The sequence below is a fragment of the Gordonibacter massiliensis (ex Traore et al. 2017) genome (assembly GCF_019731765.1).
Classification (GTDB): domain Bacteria; phylum Actinomycetota; class Coriobacteriia; order Coriobacteriales; family Eggerthellaceae; genus Gordonibacter; species Gordonibacter massiliensis.
On record NZ_JAASIO010000009.1, the window covers coordinates 20029 to 35310 of the forward strand.

General features: G+C 68.9%; 15 protein-coding genes. 11 read left to right on the forward strand and 4 right to left on the reverse strand.

The window, feature by feature from the left end; genetic code table 11:
• Positions 1 to 129 precede the first annotated feature (129 nt).
• The 4 genes from HCH03_RS10215 to HCH03_RS10230 all read left to right on the forward strand — a co-directional run bounded on the left by HCH03_RS10215 (position 130) and on the right by HCH03_RS10230 (position 3315).
• The gene (locus HCH03_RS10215; protein WP_221689418.1) at positions 130 to 1041 is read left to right on the forward strand and encodes a patatin-like phospholipase family protein; all 912 of its coding nucleotides are present in this window, start codon (positions 130 to 132) and stop codon (positions 1039 to 1041) included.
• 1 nt (position 1042) lies between these two features.
• A complete protein-coding gene (locus HCH03_RS10220; protein WP_221689419.1) occupies positions 1043 to 1555 on the forward strand; it encodes a DUF6933 domain-containing protein in 513 nt (170 codons plus the stop codon).
• A gap of 72 nt (positions 1556 to 1627) precedes the next feature.
• Complete coding sequence (locus HCH03_RS10225) at positions 1628 to 2383, forward strand: tRNA threonylcarbamoyladenosine dehydratase (protein ID WP_221689420.1); 756 nt, start codon at positions 1628 to 1630, stop codon at positions 2381 to 2383.
• Positions 2380 to 3315 (forward strand): TatD family hydrolase, encoded by a 936-nt coding sequence (locus tag HCH03_RS10230; RefSeq protein ID WP_221689421.1) that lies wholly within the window; start codon positions 2380 to 2382, stop codon positions 3313 to 3315. The genes HCH03_RS10225 and HCH03_RS10230 overlap by 4 nt, the downstream gene beginning before the upstream one ends.
• Positions 3316 to 3474: 159 nt before the next feature.
• Here HCH03_RS10230 and HCH03_RS10235 read toward each other — a convergent pair whose 3' ends face one another.
• Positions 3475 to 3948: a hypothetical protein gene (locus HCH03_RS10235; protein WP_221689422.1), complete on the reverse strand. Its 474-nt coding sequence runs from the start codon at positions 3946 to 3948 to the stop codon at positions 3475 to 3477.
• Positions 3949 to 4214: 266 nt separating this feature from the next.
• Here HCH03_RS10235 and HCH03_RS10240 point away from each other — a divergent pair, with 266 nt between their 5' ends.
• The 7 genes from HCH03_RS10240 to HCH03_RS10270 all read left to right on the forward strand — a co-directional run bounded on the left by HCH03_RS10240 (position 4215) and on the right by HCH03_RS10270 (position 10894).
• A complete protein-coding gene (locus HCH03_RS10240) occupies positions 4215 to 4577 on the forward strand; it encodes a transcriptional regulator (RefSeq protein WP_221689423.1) in 363 nt (120 codons plus the stop codon).
• A 50-nt stretch (positions 4578 to 4627) separates the two neighbouring features.
• A complete protein-coding gene (locus tag HCH03_RS10245) occupies positions 4628 to 5506 on the forward strand; it encodes a patatin-like phospholipase family protein (RefSeq protein WP_221689424.1) in 879 nt (292 codons plus the stop codon).
• 601 nt (positions 5507 to 6107) lie between these two features.
• The gene (locus HCH03_RS10250) at positions 6108 to 6992 is read left to right on the forward strand and encodes an AraC family transcriptional regulator (protein ID WP_221689425.1); all 885 of its coding nucleotides are present in this window, start codon (positions 6108 to 6110) and stop codon (positions 6990 to 6992) included.
• 189 nt (positions 6993 to 7181) lie between these two features.
• Positions 7182 to 7685, forward strand: a complete 504-nt coding sequence (locus HCH03_RS10255) for an RNA polymerase sigma factor (protein WP_221689426.1) — start codon at positions 7182 to 7184, stop codon at positions 7683 to 7685.
• Positions 7682 to 8521: a hypothetical protein gene (locus tag HCH03_RS10260; RefSeq protein ID WP_221689427.1), complete on the forward strand. Its 840-nt coding sequence runs from the start codon at positions 7682 to 7684 to the stop codon at positions 8519 to 8521. Before HCH03_RS10255 ends, HCH03_RS10260 begins: the two co-directional genes overlap by 4 nt.
• Before the next feature lie 59 nt (positions 8522 to 8580).
• Entirely contained in the window at positions 8581 to 9462 is an 882-nt protein-coding gene (locus tag HCH03_RS10265; protein WP_221689428.1) for an ABC transporter ATP-binding protein, read from the forward strand.
• A 166-nt stretch (positions 9463 to 9628) separates the two neighbouring features.
• The gene (locus tag HCH03_RS10270; RefSeq protein ID WP_221689429.1) at positions 9629 to 10894 is read left to right on the forward strand and encodes an ABC transporter permease; all 1266 of its coding nucleotides are present in this window, start codon (positions 9629 to 9631) and stop codon (positions 10892 to 10894) included.
• 22 nt (positions 10895 to 10916) lie between these two features.
• On the opposite strand, the gene HCH03_RS10275 is transcribed toward HCH03_RS10270, so the two are convergent.
• The 3 genes from HCH03_RS10275 to cydD all read right to left on the reverse strand — a co-directional run bounded on the left by HCH03_RS10275 (position 10917) and on the right by cydD (position 15202).
• Positions 10917 to 11363 (reverse strand): zinc ribbon domain-containing protein, encoded by a 447-nt coding sequence (locus HCH03_RS10275; RefSeq protein WP_221689430.1) that lies wholly within the window; start codon positions 11361 to 11363, stop codon positions 10917 to 10919.
• Between the two features lie 381 nt (positions 11364 to 11744).
• Positions 11745 to 13490, reverse strand: a complete 1746-nt coding sequence (gene cydC / locus HCH03_RS10280) for a thiol reductant ABC exporter subunit CydC (protein ID WP_221689431.1) — start codon at positions 13488 to 13490, stop codon at positions 11745 to 11747.
• Positions 13487 to 15202 carry a thiol reductant ABC exporter subunit CydD gene (gene cydD / locus HCH03_RS10285; protein WP_221689432.1) on the reverse strand — a complete coding sequence of 572 codons (1716 nt, stop codon included), beginning with the start codon at positions 15200 to 15202 and terminating at the stop codon, positions 13487 to 13489. Before cydD ends, cydC begins: the two co-directional genes overlap by 4 nt.
• Positions 15203 to 15282 lie beyond the last annotated feature (80 nt).

The window sequence follows — 15282 nt, forward strand, 5'->3', positions numbered from 1 at the left end:
CCTCTCGCTCGCGCGTTCGTCCCTGCGGGCGCGCCGCCCGCTTTGCTCTCCAGTATAGTCCTTGGCTCGGCGCCGGCGTCCGTGCAATCCGTTACCGAGCATTTCGCCGCAGATGGCTATAATGGCCGTATGGACGATTTGGCGGTCAACATTCCCGATGTCGCGCTCATCATCGAGGGCGGCGGCATGCGCGCCAGCTACACGGCGGGCGCGGTGGTCACGCTTCTGGAGCGCGGCCTGCATTTCGGGTGCGCCTACGGCATCTCGGCCGGGTCGAGCCACGCGGTGAACTACGTCTCACGCGACATCCCCCGGACGAAGGCGTCGTTCGTGGACTTGGTGCGCGACCCGCGCTTCGGCGGCGCGCGCAGCTTCCTGCGCGGCGACGGCTTCTTCAACGCGCCCTACCTGTACGGGGGCATCGCCGAGGAGCTGGCGGGAACGGATGCCGTGATGGCGTTCGACTTCGACACGTTCGCGGCGAACGAGGCCGACGTGCACATCGAGGGGTTCGACTGGGACACGGGCGAGACGGTGCCCTGGACGAAGGCCGATTGCCCCACGATGCGCGACATGATGCTACGCGTGCGCGCCAGCTCCACCATGCCGCTGTTCATGCCACCCACGGTGATAGACGGGCGCACGTACCTGGACGGCGGCCTGGGAACCAGCTGGGGCATCCTTCTGGACGCGGCGCGCCGCGACGGGTTCGAGCGGTTCTTCATCATCCGCTCCCAGGAGCGCGGCTACCGCAAGAAGCCCCTGGGGCCGGGCGTCCAAGCGCTGTTCCGCGCGGCGTTCCGCAAGCATCCGCTGGTGGCCGAGCGCTCCATCGAGCGATGGCGCCCGTACAACGCCCTGCTCGACGAGGTCGAGCGCTTGGAGCGCGAGGGTTCGGCATGCGTGTTCTACCCCGAGCGCATGACGGTGACCAACCGGGAGACGGACTATGCGAAGCTGCAAGACGCCTACGAGCGCGGCTACGCACAGGCCCAGCGCGAGGCCGACTCCTGGGAAGCATGGCTGCAGGCGGGGCGGTAGGATGCAACTGGGAATCACCATACCGCTGCAACGGTTCCTGCGCCTGCCGCGTCCGCCGTACGGCGAGGTGGACGACCTCTTCTTCTGCTGGGAGGCGCACCGCGTGACGCTTGGCGGGCGCGACGTGCTGCTCCTGGCGAACGCGGGCAACCGGTTCGCGGCGGCCGCGTGCATGCAGCCCGCCGACTGGCGCGCATGGGAGGACGTGGCGGTTGAGGCGATTCGCCGGGCGCTGGCCGCATCGGGGTTCAGCGAGCGTGAGATAGGCGCCTACCTGTTCTTCGCCGGCGCGCCCGAGGTGACGCGGACGCACGGCCGCCGCCCGGTGGCCTTCCTGAACGTGCTGGTAGACAAGCTGCTGGCGTTTCTCTTCGATGCGGACTGCGCGTTTCCGGCCGATCTGTGCCGTTTCGCGAACGAGCGCCTGCCCGGCAAGGCGGCGATGTTCGAAGGGGCGGGGCTCGCCGCCGAGCGCTTCGCGCAAGACGTGCGAAGGGTGGGGATATCCGTTTGACGCGCACGGCGCCGCGCCGGTCGCGCGGGGCGGCGCGCAATGCTACCATGGGGGCCGACAGAAAGGATGCCGATGGTTGCAGGCGGCGACGGGGCCACGTCAAAACTCGAACTGATCATGGGGTGCGCGGGCGTGGAGCGCCTGGCGGCCTCCACCGTCATGGTGCTGGGCCTGGGCGGCGTGGGCTCGAACTGCGTGGAGGCGCTCGCGCGGGGCGGCGTGGGCGGCCTGGTCGTGGTGGACCACGACGTGGTGCAGGCCAGCAACATCAACCGGCAGGCCATCGCCTTCCACAGCACCCTCGGACGCAAGAAGACCGACGTGGTGCGCGCCATGGTGGCCGACATCAACCCGTCGGCATGCGTGGAGCCGCTCGATACGTTCGTGCTGGCCGAGAACGTGCCCGAGCTGCTGGGCACGTACCGCAACCGGGTCGACTACGTGGTGGACGCCATCGACACCGTATCCACGAAGCTGGCCATCGCGCAGTACGCCGACGCGCAGGGCATTCGCCTGATCAGCAGCATGGGCGCGGCCAACAAGCTGCGTCCCGAGTGCTTCCGCGCGGCCGACGTGTACGACACGGTGAACTGCCCGCTCTGCCGCATCATGCGCAAGGAGGGGCGCAAGCGCGGCATCCGCCACCTGCGCGTGCTGTACTCGTGCGAGGAGCCCGTGCGCGTGCCGGTGCGCGAGGGGGCCGCCCGCCGCGAGCGGTCGAATTTGGGCACGGCGTCGTACGTGCCGCCCATCATGGGGCAGATGATCGCCGGCGAGGTCCTGCGCGAGCTGGCGGGCGTGGACGCGGACGCAGGGAGCGCGCGATGACGGCCGCCGCTTGTCATCCCGAGCATTCGGCAGTCCAGCGGACGGTCGAGGCCCCGGGCGCGCGAAGCGAGCGCAGGGAGGCGCCGCGAAGCGATGACGCGAAGGCCGCCCCAGCTTGTCATCCTGAGCGGAGGCCGAAGGCCGAAGTCGAAGGATCTCCTGCGGAGTCGGCTAAGGCGCTGTTCGACCTGCACTGCCACCTTGACTTCGCGGAAGATCCCGCCGAACTGGCGGCCGGGTTGGCCAAACGGGGCGTCGGGTGCCTGTCCGTGACGGTGACGCCCGAAGGCTACGGGCGCGCCGCCGACCTGCTGGGCGCGTGCGGGAACGTGCGGGTGGGCGCCGGCCTGCATCCGTGGTGGGTGGAGGCCGGGCCGGCGGGCGAGGACGCGGCCGAGCAGGCGGCGGCCAACGCGGCCGCATCCCGGTACGTCGGCGAGGTGGGCCTCGACTTCGGCACCGCGCACGCCTCCACGCGGGACGCCCAGATCGCCGCGTTCGAGCGCATCGCGCGCGCCTGCGCGGCCGAGGGCGGCAAGGTGCTCTCGATCCATGCCGTGAAATCGGCGGCCAAGGTGCTGGACGTGCTGGAGCACGCGGGCGCCCTAGCCGAGAACGCCTGCATCTTCCACTGGTTCTCCGGCACATCCGACGAGCTGCAGCGCGCCATCCGCGCCGGCTGCCGCTTCTCGGTGGGACCCCACATGCTGGCGTCGAAACGCGGGCGCGCCTACGCGCAGGCCGTTCCCGCCAAGCGCCTGCTGCTGGAAACCGACGAACCGCCTGCCTGCGGCACGCCGGTTCCGCCGGAGGAGTTCGCCCGCCTGCTGCAGAGCGCTCTGGCCGAGGTGGCCGCGCTGCGCCGCGAGGACCCTGCCGCCCTTGCCGACCGCATCGCCCGAACCAGCCGGGATCTGCTGGCGCGCCCCTGAAGCACGCGCGGTCGATTGCTCGCGCGTCGCGCCCATAGGCGGCACCGGGAGCCTGTACCTCTCGTTCGGTTTCTCCTTTGCGGGGAAGGTCGAGAACGGCGAGCACTACTACGATCTGCGCCTGTAACGTTCTCGCATGGAGACGCCGCGCCGCCTGCGTCAACGCAAAAGGCTCGCGAACCTCGCAAGCGCTTTGGAGCAGGAATAGCCCTGCACGAATCCCACTTTCGTCGTGAAGGCGGTGAGGACGGCCTGCGCGCCGCCTCCCTCCGGGCGCACCTCCACCACCACGACCGTCGGGTTCGCCAGGATGCCTTTGCTGAAGTAGGCGACGAAGGGGAACGCGGTCGGGGCTTCGCGCAGCGTCAGCAGATCCTTTCCCAGGCGAGCGGCCGCGTTCTTCACCTGCGCCACGGCCTCGGGGAACGGAACGGAAAGCGGCACGACCTCCGTTTCGGTGCGCAGCTTGCCGGCCTTGGCGTACGCCGCCGACGAGTCGGCAGTGCCCGCTCCTCCGGCAAGGGCCTCCAAGGGGTCTCCGCTCAACACGCCGTCGAGGAAGGCGAGGGGGTTCGCGCCCGACACGGCCTGCCCTTTCGCCAGGATGTTCCTGATCTCGTTCGTGGCTTGCATGTTCGGCTCCTTTCGGCGAGCGATGGTGCGGCCGGCTTTTCGCCGGGGCTTCGCATCCATGGTAGGCCCCCATGCACATCAAACGATACCGGCGACGGCGGTGCTCCCCGCGATGCTCGGGGCCGGGCGGCCAAGGCGCCTTTCCGACCTTCTCACGCGATCCCAACGTCGTGTTGACGCTTGCGGCTCGGGTGGCGGGTTGCGGCGGGCCTTCGATACCATGGGGCCGATAGGCTGCAACGGTTCGCTGCGGAAGGAGGCACCCGATGGAGATGGGCTCGCTGCCCGAATGGTTCACGGCATGCGCCGAGCTGCTGGCGGTGTGCACGGCGCTGTTCCTTCCCCAGATCACCGCCCGCCGTGCGCGCATGGAAAGCTACGTGCGCATGCGCCGTGTGACGAAAGGGCTGCTGACCTCGTTCGCGGACGATCGCGAGAGCCACGGTGCCGAGCCCGTCGACGAACTCGAGAGCGCCAAGGACCTGCAGCTCTACCTGCGCGTGGCGTTCTTCGCGCTGAGCGAACCGCGCGAGATCGAGCTGCGCGACGAAGTGCAGAGGCTGTATCGCGTTCTCGCGCGCCCGCAGCCCGACATAGCGGCCGTGCGCAAGGAGATCGCGGCCCTGTAAAGCTCGCGCGGGCGCTTGGGCGGCGGGCGAGCAGGGACGGAGGAGCGACGATGGAGAGCAGCGTGCACGGCGTGGCGCTCGTGTTCGAGGGCGGCGGCATGCGCAACTCGTACTCGGCGGGCGCGCTTTCGGTGATGCTGGAGAACGGGCTGTTCTTCGACGACGTGTACGGCCTGTCCGCGGGTGCGACGAACGCGGTGGACTACCTGTCGCGCGATGCGCGCCGCGCGAAGGCGTCGTTCACCGCGTGCCTCGTGGGGCCCTCGTTTCGCTGGTGGCTCGCGCCGCTCGCGTTCGCGGACGGCCTCGGGGCGCTACGCCGCGGCGACGGCGAGGCGCGAACCGGCTGCACGCTGCCATTCGACTTCGCGGCGTTCCAGGCGAACCCGGCGCGGCTCACGCTGCAGGCCGTCGATCGCGACAGCGGCGAGACGGCGTACTTCGCGCGCGGGGATTTTCCCACGCAGGAGGCGCTCATGGAGCGCGTGCGCGCCTCGCTGAGCTACCCCATCGTGTTCCCGCCCACGCGCATCGACGGCCGTGCGCTGTACGACGGCGGCATCGGCGACGGGGCCGGCATCATGCTGCCGCGCGCGAAGGCCGACGGCCTGCGGCGGTTCTTCGTCGTATGCACGCGCCCGCGCGGTTTCCGCCGGCCCGAGCGCCCCAACCGCCTCTACGACGCGTTCTTCTGGAGGCGCCCCCGCATGCGCGCGGCGCTGGACACGTGGGCTCGACGCTACAACGCCGAGCTCGACCTGCTCGCGCGTTTGGAGGCCGAGGGCAGCGCCTACGTGTTCTACGCGAACGACCAGGGCGTCGCGAACACCGAGCGCGACCAGGCGAAGCTCGTCGCCAACTTCGCACGCGGAAAGGACCAGGCCGAATCAGAGCTCGGCGCGTGGGAGCGGTTCCTGGACAAGCGCTGACGGTCCGGCAAGGTGGTCGCTTGACACGTGCCTGGGGCTCGCATCAGAAGCCCTCCATGCTTGCACGCTCGTGCTGCGCCGTCGAGCCCGCCGTCGAGTCGAAATCGGTCTGGGCCGTTCGGGGCCGCGCGGCACCGGATCGCCGTCGGGTGCTGCGCAGAGGACGCGTGGCGCGTCGACGAAGGTTTTGATGCGGCGGATCGCCCCTGAAACGCACGAAAATCACCGCTGTGAAGCTCGCGGCTTTGTGGGTCGTCGCGAACGCTTTTTGTGAGCTGGGAAAACGTTCGCGGCATGCGAGGCGGGGACGGGCGAGGGCCCTTCGAGGAAGCGTCGAGGCCGTCGAATCGCTTCACAGCGGTGATTTTCGTGCGTTTCAGGGGTTGCTGACGGCATCGAACTCAAGGCGTTCGCCACGCTGCTCGGCATCGAGTTCAAGCTGAACGTGCGCGATATGAGCATGGTGGTCTGGTCGCACTGGCCGTGGCGTGCACGGCCGTGGCCGTTCGGTTCTTACGATGGGAAAAGGGCAAAAACGGTCGAGCGCGTGCGGGCGCGTACGGTAGAGTGGGGTCGCGACGGTTGAAAGGGGCGGTACGGAGTGAACGACCAGGTGCTGGCGGTGCAGCGGATGCAAGACTACCTCGAGGCGCACGTCGAGGACGACGTGTCGATCGAGGACTTGGCCTATGTGTCGCTGTTCTCGCCGTGGCATTCCTACCGGCTGTTCAAACGCTACACGGGCATGACGCCGGCCGACTACCAGCGCCGCCTGCGCCTCTCGCATTCGGCCGCGCGCCTGCGCGAGGAGGGACGGCGCGTGGCCGACGTCGCGTTCGAGTCGGGCTTCGGCAGCGTGGACGGCTACCAGCGCGCGTTCCTGCGCGAGTTCGGCTGCAACCCGGGTGCCTACGCGGCCGAGCCGGTGCCCATCGGGCTGTTCATCCCCTACGGCGTGAAGTACGAGGAGCTGCGTCGCGCGCACGAGCCCGATTCGGCGGAGGAGGCGCGCACCGTGCTGGTGCAGGTGGTGGAGAAGCCGGCGCGGCGCGTGGTGCTGAAGCGCGGCGTGCGGGCGTTCGACTACTTCTCGTACGGCGAGGAGGTGGGCAGCGAGGTGTGGGGCCTGATCACGAGCATGGAGCAGCTGGGCGGCGAGCCGGTGAGCCTGTGGTTGCCGCCGCACCTCCGCCCGGCCGGCACGTCCGTTTACGTGCAGGGCGCGGAGATGCCCGCCGGATTCGACGGCCCCGTGCCGGACGGTTTCGACGTCGTCGATCTGCCGGCCGCCACCTACCTCGCGTTTCGGGGCGATCCCTTCCGCGAAGAGGATTTCCTCGGTGCCGTGGAGTCCGTACAGCGCGCGATGGAGCGCTACGACCCGGCCGCTATCGGCCACGCATGGGACGACGACAACCCCCGCGTGCAGTACGAGCCCGATCCGGTTGCCGGCTACGTGGAGATGCGCGCGGTGAAACGGGCGTAGGCGAGCGGTTCGTGCGTGGAGGCGCACAGCCCTGCCACCGCATGACTGGTCCTGCCCGTTTGCCCGGTGGCGACAAGAAGGTGCAGTATTCTGGGAGGCGCTTCTCCAAAACGTTTCGGGTTTTTCGCGCGGGGCCGCACATGCGGCCCCGTTCTTCCGTTAGGGAGGGTAGAGGAGGTGAAGCGGGGCTTGAAGAACAGGCTGCGAGACGGCGAGGCGTTCGATCGCTTGGTCGAAGAGCATTACGACGACGTGCTGGCGTACTGCCGGCGGCATGCGCCTTCCTACGACGACGCGCCGGACGTGGCGCAGGAGGCGTTCCTGCGTTTCGTGCGCAGCGGGCGCTCGCCGCGCGACGGCAAGCCGCTCGCGTACCTGTTCACCATCGCGCGCAACCTCTGCATCGACGCTGCGCGGGTGCGGCGGCTTCCCGTCGGGCCGCTCGACGCGGACGTGCCCGACGGCTCGCCCGACGCGGACCCGGCGATGGCGATCGGGGGCGGCGAGGTGGGCGCGCTGGTTGACGCGCTCTCCCCTGAGCTGCGCGACGTGGTGGAGCTGCGCTTCGACCAGGGGTTCAAGGTGGGCGAGATCGCGGACGTGCTGGGGGTGTCGCGGTTCGCGGTGAACCGGCGGCTCAACCGGGCGCTCTCGGAGCTGCGGCGAGGGCTGGAAGGAAAGGACGAGGCATGAGCGACGTGGGAAAGCGGGATGTGGAGCGGCTGCTGCGGGCGCACTACCGTGCCGAGCGCGGCGCACCGGACGACGCGTCGAAGGCGGCGGCCCTCGCCGCCGTGTACGCGGCGGCAGCATCGGAGCAGCGATCGGGAGCGGGCGCGGAAGCCGCGGCGGGCGCAACCTCGGGCGAGCGGGGCCGCGGGACGACGTTCGCCGGGTTCGTCGCCGCCCAGGCACGCTTCATCCATCCGCGCGTATGGGCGGCTCAGCTCGCGCTCGTGGTCGTCATGGCGGTCCTCTGCCTTCCGTCGAGCGGCATGGCGCACGGCTTCCCGGTCGCGTCGGGCATGCTGGCGGCGGCGACGGTGCTCGTGGGCCTGCCCGAGCTGCTGGCCAGCGCTGCGCACCGCGTGGCCGAGCTCGAATACGCCTGCCGATTCGACTGCCGCGCGGTCGCGTTGGCGCGGCTGATCGTGCTGGGGTGCTCGGATGTGGTGACGGTCACCGCCATCGCGCTTGCGGCGCCCGTCATGCTCGGCGCCGATCCCTTCGCGTCGCTCGTGCACGCGTGCGTTCCCTACTTCCTCTCGTGCGCGGGCGCGCTGCTCGCGGCGCGCCGCTGCCCCTCGTCGCAAGCGCTGCCGCTGTCGTGCGCGTGGGCGCTGCTGGTGATCGCGGGAACGTATGCGGCGTTCTACCTCGTCCCCGATGCGTACGCCCAGGCGTCGACGTGGGCATGGGCGCTCGTGGCGGCGGCCTCGCTCGGCTGGGCCGCGCGCGAAGTGCGCACGTGGATTCGCGGCATCGAGGGCGGCCTCGACGTGTTCGCCCCCGCGTCGGCTCCCCGATGAGCCCGGCGGTGCCGGCGAATCCCGGAATTCGACGACCCTACGATGACAAGGAGCATGGCATGGACCTGACGATAGACCGTCTGACCAAGCAGTTCGGATCGAAGATCGCGGTCGACCGCGTGTCGACCCGGTTGACGCCCGGCGTGTACGGCCTTCTGGGCGCGAACGGGGCGGGCAAGACCACCCTCATGCGCATGGTGTGCGACGTGCTGCGCCCCACGTCCGGCGAGATACGCTTCGACGGCCGCGACGTGCGCCTGCTCGGCGACGAGTACCGCGCTCGGTTGGGCTACCTCCCGCAGGACTTCGGCTACTACCCCGACTTCTCGGCGCTCGATTTCATGTGCTACCTGGCGGCGCTCAAGGGGCTCTATCGCTGCGCGGCGCGCCGCCGCTCGCTCGAGCTGCTGGAAACGGTGGGCCTTGCCGACGTGGCGCGGCAGAAGGTGCGCACGTTCTCGGGCGGCATGAAGCAGCGCCTGGGCATCGCGCAGGCCGTGCTGAACGACCCGGCGGTGCTGGTGCTCGACGAGCCCACGGCCGGGCTCGATCCGAAGGAGCGCGTACGGTTCCGCAACCTCATCGCCAGCTTCGCGCAAGACAAGATCGTCATCCTGTCCACGCACATCGTGTCGGACGTCGAGTACATCGCCGACGAGATTCTCGTCATGCGCGCGGGCTCCTTCATCATGCAGGGAGCGCCAACGGATGTGGTGGCCTCGGTGGCGGGGAAGGTGTGGGAGTGCCATGTGGACGTGCGGCAGGCGGACGAGCTGGCGGCGGCCAGTTGCGTGAGCAACGTCCACTACGCCGCGGACGGACACGCCGTGGCGCGCGTCGTGGCCGACGAGGCTCCGGTGGCCGGCGCGCGGGCGCTCGATCCCACGCTGGAAGATGTGTACCTGTACGTGTTCCGCGACGAGGTGGTTCCGCTGTCCTGACGGACGGCGGAACGTGCCGACGCTGCGAAGCGTCGATGCGCTCGATCTCGCCTCTTTTTCGCTTGCCCTCACGTGCGAAGCACGCTCGGGCGCGAAACGAAGCGATCTCGAGCACCTCGACGCTTCTCGCTGACTTTTATTCAACCGGTGAGAGAAGGAATATACCATGCTTGATTTGGTACGATTCGAGCTCAAGAAGCTGCTCGTGCGCCGCACGTCGCTCATCGCCTGTGCGGGCATCCTCGTGATGCTGTGCGGGATCATGACGCTCAACATCGTGCAGACGAAGACGGCGTCCGACGCGGGCGAGGTGCTGAACGGCACCGCCGCCATCGCGCACCAGAAGGAGAAGGCCGCCGCGCACGAGGGCGTCTTGACGGTCGAGCGCGTGCAGGGCGAGGTGGCCGCCTACAAGGCGCTCGCGTTCTCGAAAGTGGATCCCGCCGACGTGGCCGGATTGAGCGACGATGCGGCGTACGCGCTCATGAAGCAGGCGTACGACGAAGACGAGTTCCGCGCGATCTACGACTCCTACTATGCCTACCTGCTCTCGCCGTGGAAGGTGGGCGCCCTCGAGCCGTACCAGGTGGCGGCGCAGCTCGACGACGATGCCGCCGACGGGTTCTACGAGGCCGTCGCGGGCAAGCTGCAGCGCACGCTCGACAACGGCATGGGCGGTACGTGGACGTATTCCGATGTCGAGCGCGCGTACTGGACGGAGAAGCAGGGCGGGGTGGGCGAGCCCTTGGCCTACGGGTACGCGGGCGGATGGAGCGACGTGTTGGCATGCCTCGGGTTCTTCGCCTTCGCGATGGTGGCCGTCTGCATCGCGCTCACGCCCATGTTCTCGGGAGAGTACCAAGACCGCACCGACGCCGTGCTGCTTTCGTCGCGCTACGGTCGCTCGAAGCTGGTGGCGGCGAAGATCATCGCCGCGCTCGCGTTCGCCACGGCCTACTTCGCGCTGGCGACGCTCATCATCATGGGCGCGGCGCTCGCGTTCTTCGGCGCCGAGGGCGGGGATCTGCCGGTGCAGGTGCTGTCGCTGTCCATCCCGTACGACCTCACGATGGCCGAGGCGACCTGGACGGCAGTGGGGATAGCCTACCTCATGACCCTCGGATTCGCCGGCCTCACGCTGCTGTTGTCGTCGAAGCTGCGCTCCCAGCTGGCCATCTTCGCCACCTGTGCGGCGCTCGTCTTCCTCACGGGCATGATCCCCTCCGGCGGCAACGCCGTGCTGCTGCACGCGCTGTACCTGTTCCCCATCAACGGCTTGAACGATCAGGTGCTGTTCAACTCGCTCGTATCGTATCCGGTCGGGTCGTTCGCGATCGACCTCGCGAGCCTGCTCGCGTGCGTCTACGCCCTCGCGCTGGTGCTGTGCGTGCCCTTGGCCGCCCGCGCGTTCAGGCGGCACCAGGTGGTGTAGAAAGCGGGATTGCGGTGCGCCTCTACCTCCAGCGCTTGAGGTGGGGGAGCAGAGCGCCCATGAACGAGACGGCCTCGTCGCGGGTGATGTGGCACGATTCGGCCATTTCGGGGGCGGCCTCTTCGATGAGCTCCTCCATCGATTCGTCGCCCACGAACGCGCCGTCCTGGTAGCACATCGAGCAGAAGTCGTCCGAGCGGCCGCCGTCGGCTTCGCTGCCGTGGTCGCTTTCCTGGAAGAACGGCATGCCGCAGCTTTGGCAGTAGTCGCCGTCGGGCATCTCCAGCAGCTGCATGAGCGGCATGTCGAACGTGGCGGCGATGAGCTTGCACATGTCCACGCTCGGCTCGGTCTCGCCGTTCTCCCAGCGCGAGACGGCTTGGCGGGTGACGTAGAGTTTGCGCGCCACGTCCTCTTGGGTAAGGTCGCGCTCCTTGCGCATGCGCGCGAGGGTCTCTCCGATGGCCATGAGGGGTCCTTTCGTCGGGGCGAGGGCGAATCGTCGGCCGGCTCGGCCGCCGCCCCATTGAACCACGGCGCGTGCTTCGGCGTAAAGCAACGTAATGTTGCGAAACGCGGATTGGTTACGGCGGGAACTGCGCGTCCGTGGGTTTCAGGTTTCGCACGCTAACGGTTTCTGCCTCATCGATCTGGTTAGGTGCCTCATCATTGGGCTAATATGATGTACATAATTGGTCAATGAGGTAGAACCGACGCGCACGGCCTTCTTGCAGGTAGGCGGCGATTCATCCGTTCGCGTGAAATCGAAGCCGAGTCGCCGGAATCCCTCCGAACGCGTGAATCTCCGGGGAGGGCATCGCCTGCTTCCCCCGCCACTCGCGCTGCCCGTTTACCCCGCCGCGATGCCGCGGTCGAAGGCCAGCAGGCGGCGATAGCGCTCGCTCGTGCGTTCCAGCTCGGCGGGAGCGCCCTCCATCTCCAGCTTGCCGTTCTCCACGAACACGACGCGGTCCATGGCCGACACGCCCTGCAGGTGGTGGGTGATCATGATGAGCGTCTTGCCCTGGGCGTTCTCGACGAACGTGTCCAGCAGCGCGCGCTCGGTTACGGGGTCCAGGCCCACCGTGGGCTCGTCCAGCAGGATGACGGGCGTGTCCTGCAGCAGCACGCGGGCGAGCGCGATGCGGTGGCGCTCGCCGCCCGAGAAGCGCATGCCGGCCTCGTCCACCAGGGTGTCCAGGCCCTCGGGCAGGCGGCGGGCCAGGTCGGTCAGGCCCACGTGGGCGAGCACCTCCCATACCTCGTCGTCGGTGGCGGCGGGGTTGCCGATGCGCAGGTTCTCGCGCAGCGTCATGTTGAACAGGTACGTCTGCTGCTGGATGACGCCGATGTGCTTCGCCATGTCGTCCCCGAAGCGGCTCGCGGGCACGCCGTTCAGCGTGACGCTCCCCGACGTGGGCGCCAGGTCGCCGCGGATGAGGGAGGCCAGCGTGCTCTTGCCCGAGCCGCTGCGCCCCAAGACGGCGACCTTCTGGCCCTGCGGGATGGTCAGGCTCACGTCGTCGAGGACGACGCGCGCAGAGCCGGGGTAGCTGAACGCCACGTGGTCGATGGCGATGGCGAGGGGGGCCTCCACGTCGGGCGCGGGTTCGCTCTGCTCGGCCGCCTGCGGCAGCTCGTTCAGGCGACGGACGGAATCGCGGTAGACGCATCCCTCGGTGGCCGCTGCCGGCAGCGGCGCGAACGCATCGATGAGGGGGAAGAAGCCCAGCACGAACGCGGCTATCCAGTTCGACGCCCCGCCGGGCGCGCCGCCGAAGTAGCCGCCGGCCCACACGAGCAGACACGCCGCCGCGATGCCGAACGCCGCCGTGGACGCCAGGTCGCGCCGGCGGGCGAAGCGGTCGAGGCGTGCGTTCTCGTCGCGCATGGCCTGCTCGGCGGCTTGATGGCGCGAGAGGTACTCCGCGCCGCGCCGCGCGAATATCCAGTCGGACGCGCCCAGCACGTTGTCGGTGAGCTCGCCGTACAGCTCGTTCTTCATGGCCTTGCGGCGCTCGACGCGCGCGCGGTTCGCGAGCATCGACACGAGCGGCACCAAGAACACCTCCACGCCCAGCACGAGCGCGAAGGCCAGCGCGAACCATGGCGAGAACAGTCCGAGCGCGATCACGGCCAGCGCGTACACGAGCCACGCCACCACGGTGGGGAACACCGCGCGCAAATACAGGTTCTGCAGATGCCCGATGTCCTCGGCCAGCAGCCCCAGGATGTCGCCCGTGCGGTGGCTGCGGCGGAAGAACACGGCGTCGCCCTCCAGCGTCTCGTACAGTTTGAGGCGCAGGCTGCTCGTCATGCGCAGCACCCAGTCGTGGCTGGTCAAGCGTTCGAGGTACTGCAGGATGGGCTTGCCGATGCCGAAGATGCGCACGAAGAGCGTGGGCAGGTGCACCATGAGGATGCTGCCGGGCATCTCGGCCGCCGCGCTGATGAGGAAGCCGGACGTCACCATGAGCCCGCTCGCGAACCCGAACGTGGCAACGCCCAGGAACAGCGCCAGCGCGAGCGCCTTCCAGTAGCGCTTGAAGAAGGGCATGACCCAGCGGTCGGCCTGACGGGCGGCGTTCCGGCTCATCGCGCGCCCCCTTCCAGCTGCGCGGCCAAGCGCGCGAACGCGCCGCCCGCGGCCTGCAGCTCGGCCAGCGTGCCCTGCTCGGCCACGCGCCCGTCCTCCATGCACACGATGGAGTCCATGTCGTGCATCCAATGCAGCCGGTGCGTGGCGAAGAACACGAGGCGACCCTCCATGAGCGGCAGCATGCGCTCCTTCAGCTCCATCTCCGTCTCGATGTCCAGGTGCGCGGTGGGCTCGTCGAACAGGAGCACCTTGCGTCCGCGGTCGAGGAACGCGCGCGCGAGCGCGATGCGCTGCGCCTGTCCGCCGGACAGCGCCCGCGCGCCCTCGCCGATGCGCGTGTCCAGCCCCTCGGGCAGCTCGCTCACCAGCTCGTCCAGCCCCACCACCTCGACGGCCCGCGCGACTTCCGCGTCGGTGGCGTCGGGGCGGTAGAACACGATGTTGTCGCGCAGCGTGGCGTGGAAGATATAGGGGTCCTGCGGGATGTAGACCACCTGGCTCTGCCATGCGCCCTGCCTAAAGCCCCCCGTCTGCACGTCGTCGATGCTCACGGAGCCCTCGTCGGGCGACGCGAAGCCGCCCAGCAGGTTCACCAGCGTGCTCTTGCCCGATCCGCTCGCGCCGATGATGCCGATCTTCTGGAAGCCCTCGGCCGCGAGCGACACGCCTTCGAGCGCCTTGAACTCCGGGTACGAGAAGCCCACGCCGTCGAGCGCGAGGCGCGCGCCGTCGCTCCAAACGGGCAGCGGAAGCTCGTCGGGCGGGTCGTCGGGCGCGTCCACGAGCGCGCGTATCGAGGCGAGCGCGTTCTTGCCGTCGAGCGAGGCGTGGTAGTCGGCCGCGAACTCGCGGATGGGGCGGAAGTACTCGGGCGCGATCACGAGCAGCGCGAGCGCGGGGAACAGCGTGACCGAGCCGTCGATCAAGCGGAAGCCCAGCATGAACGCCACGGCCGCCACCGACAGCGTGGCGAATGTGTCGAGCACCAGGCTGGAGAGGTTCGCCACCTTGAGCGTGCGCATGGTGGCTTCGCGAAAGCGCTCGCTCACCTCGTAGATGCTCTTGCCGTAGCGCTTGGACATGCCGAACAGCTTGAGCGTGTCGATGCCGCGCAGCGTGTCGATGAAGTGGTTCGACATGATCTCGAACGTGCGGTGCTGGCGCGACGCCTTCTCCTTGGCCGTGTGCCCCATGATGACCATGTACAGGATGATGAAGGGGAAGGCCACGAACATGATGAGCCCCGACACCCAGTCGAGCGCGAAGGCCGCCACCAGCAGGATGGTGGGGATGAGGGCGATGCCCGTGATCTTGGGCAGGATGAGCTTGAAGTACGTCTCCACCTGGTCGGCGCCCTCGAGCACCGCCGCCGTCACGCTGCCGGTGCCGTGCGTCTGCACGAGCCGGGCGTTCGTGAACACCTTGCCCAGCAGCGCCTGGCGAAGCGCGTTCGCCTGCTCGTAGGCGTAGCGGTCGAGCACGCCGGACTGCACGTAGAGCACGCCCTGCCTGCCGACGAAGCACGCGAAGAACACGGCCACGAGCAGGGCTTGGTCTGCCACCGTGCCGCCGAGCCAAAGGTTCGTCACGGCCGTGGACAGCGACCACGCCTGCCCCAGCACCGCGAACGCCTGCAGCACGGCGAACGCCGCCAGCAGCCCGAGGATGCGCTTGATCCCCGGCAGCGCGAAGATGGCCTTGTCGATCATGGCTCGCTTCCCTTGCGATCTCGTTTCCGGCTCGTGCTCATAAATGATACTAGCATAGTAACATAAAAGGAAGGAACCGC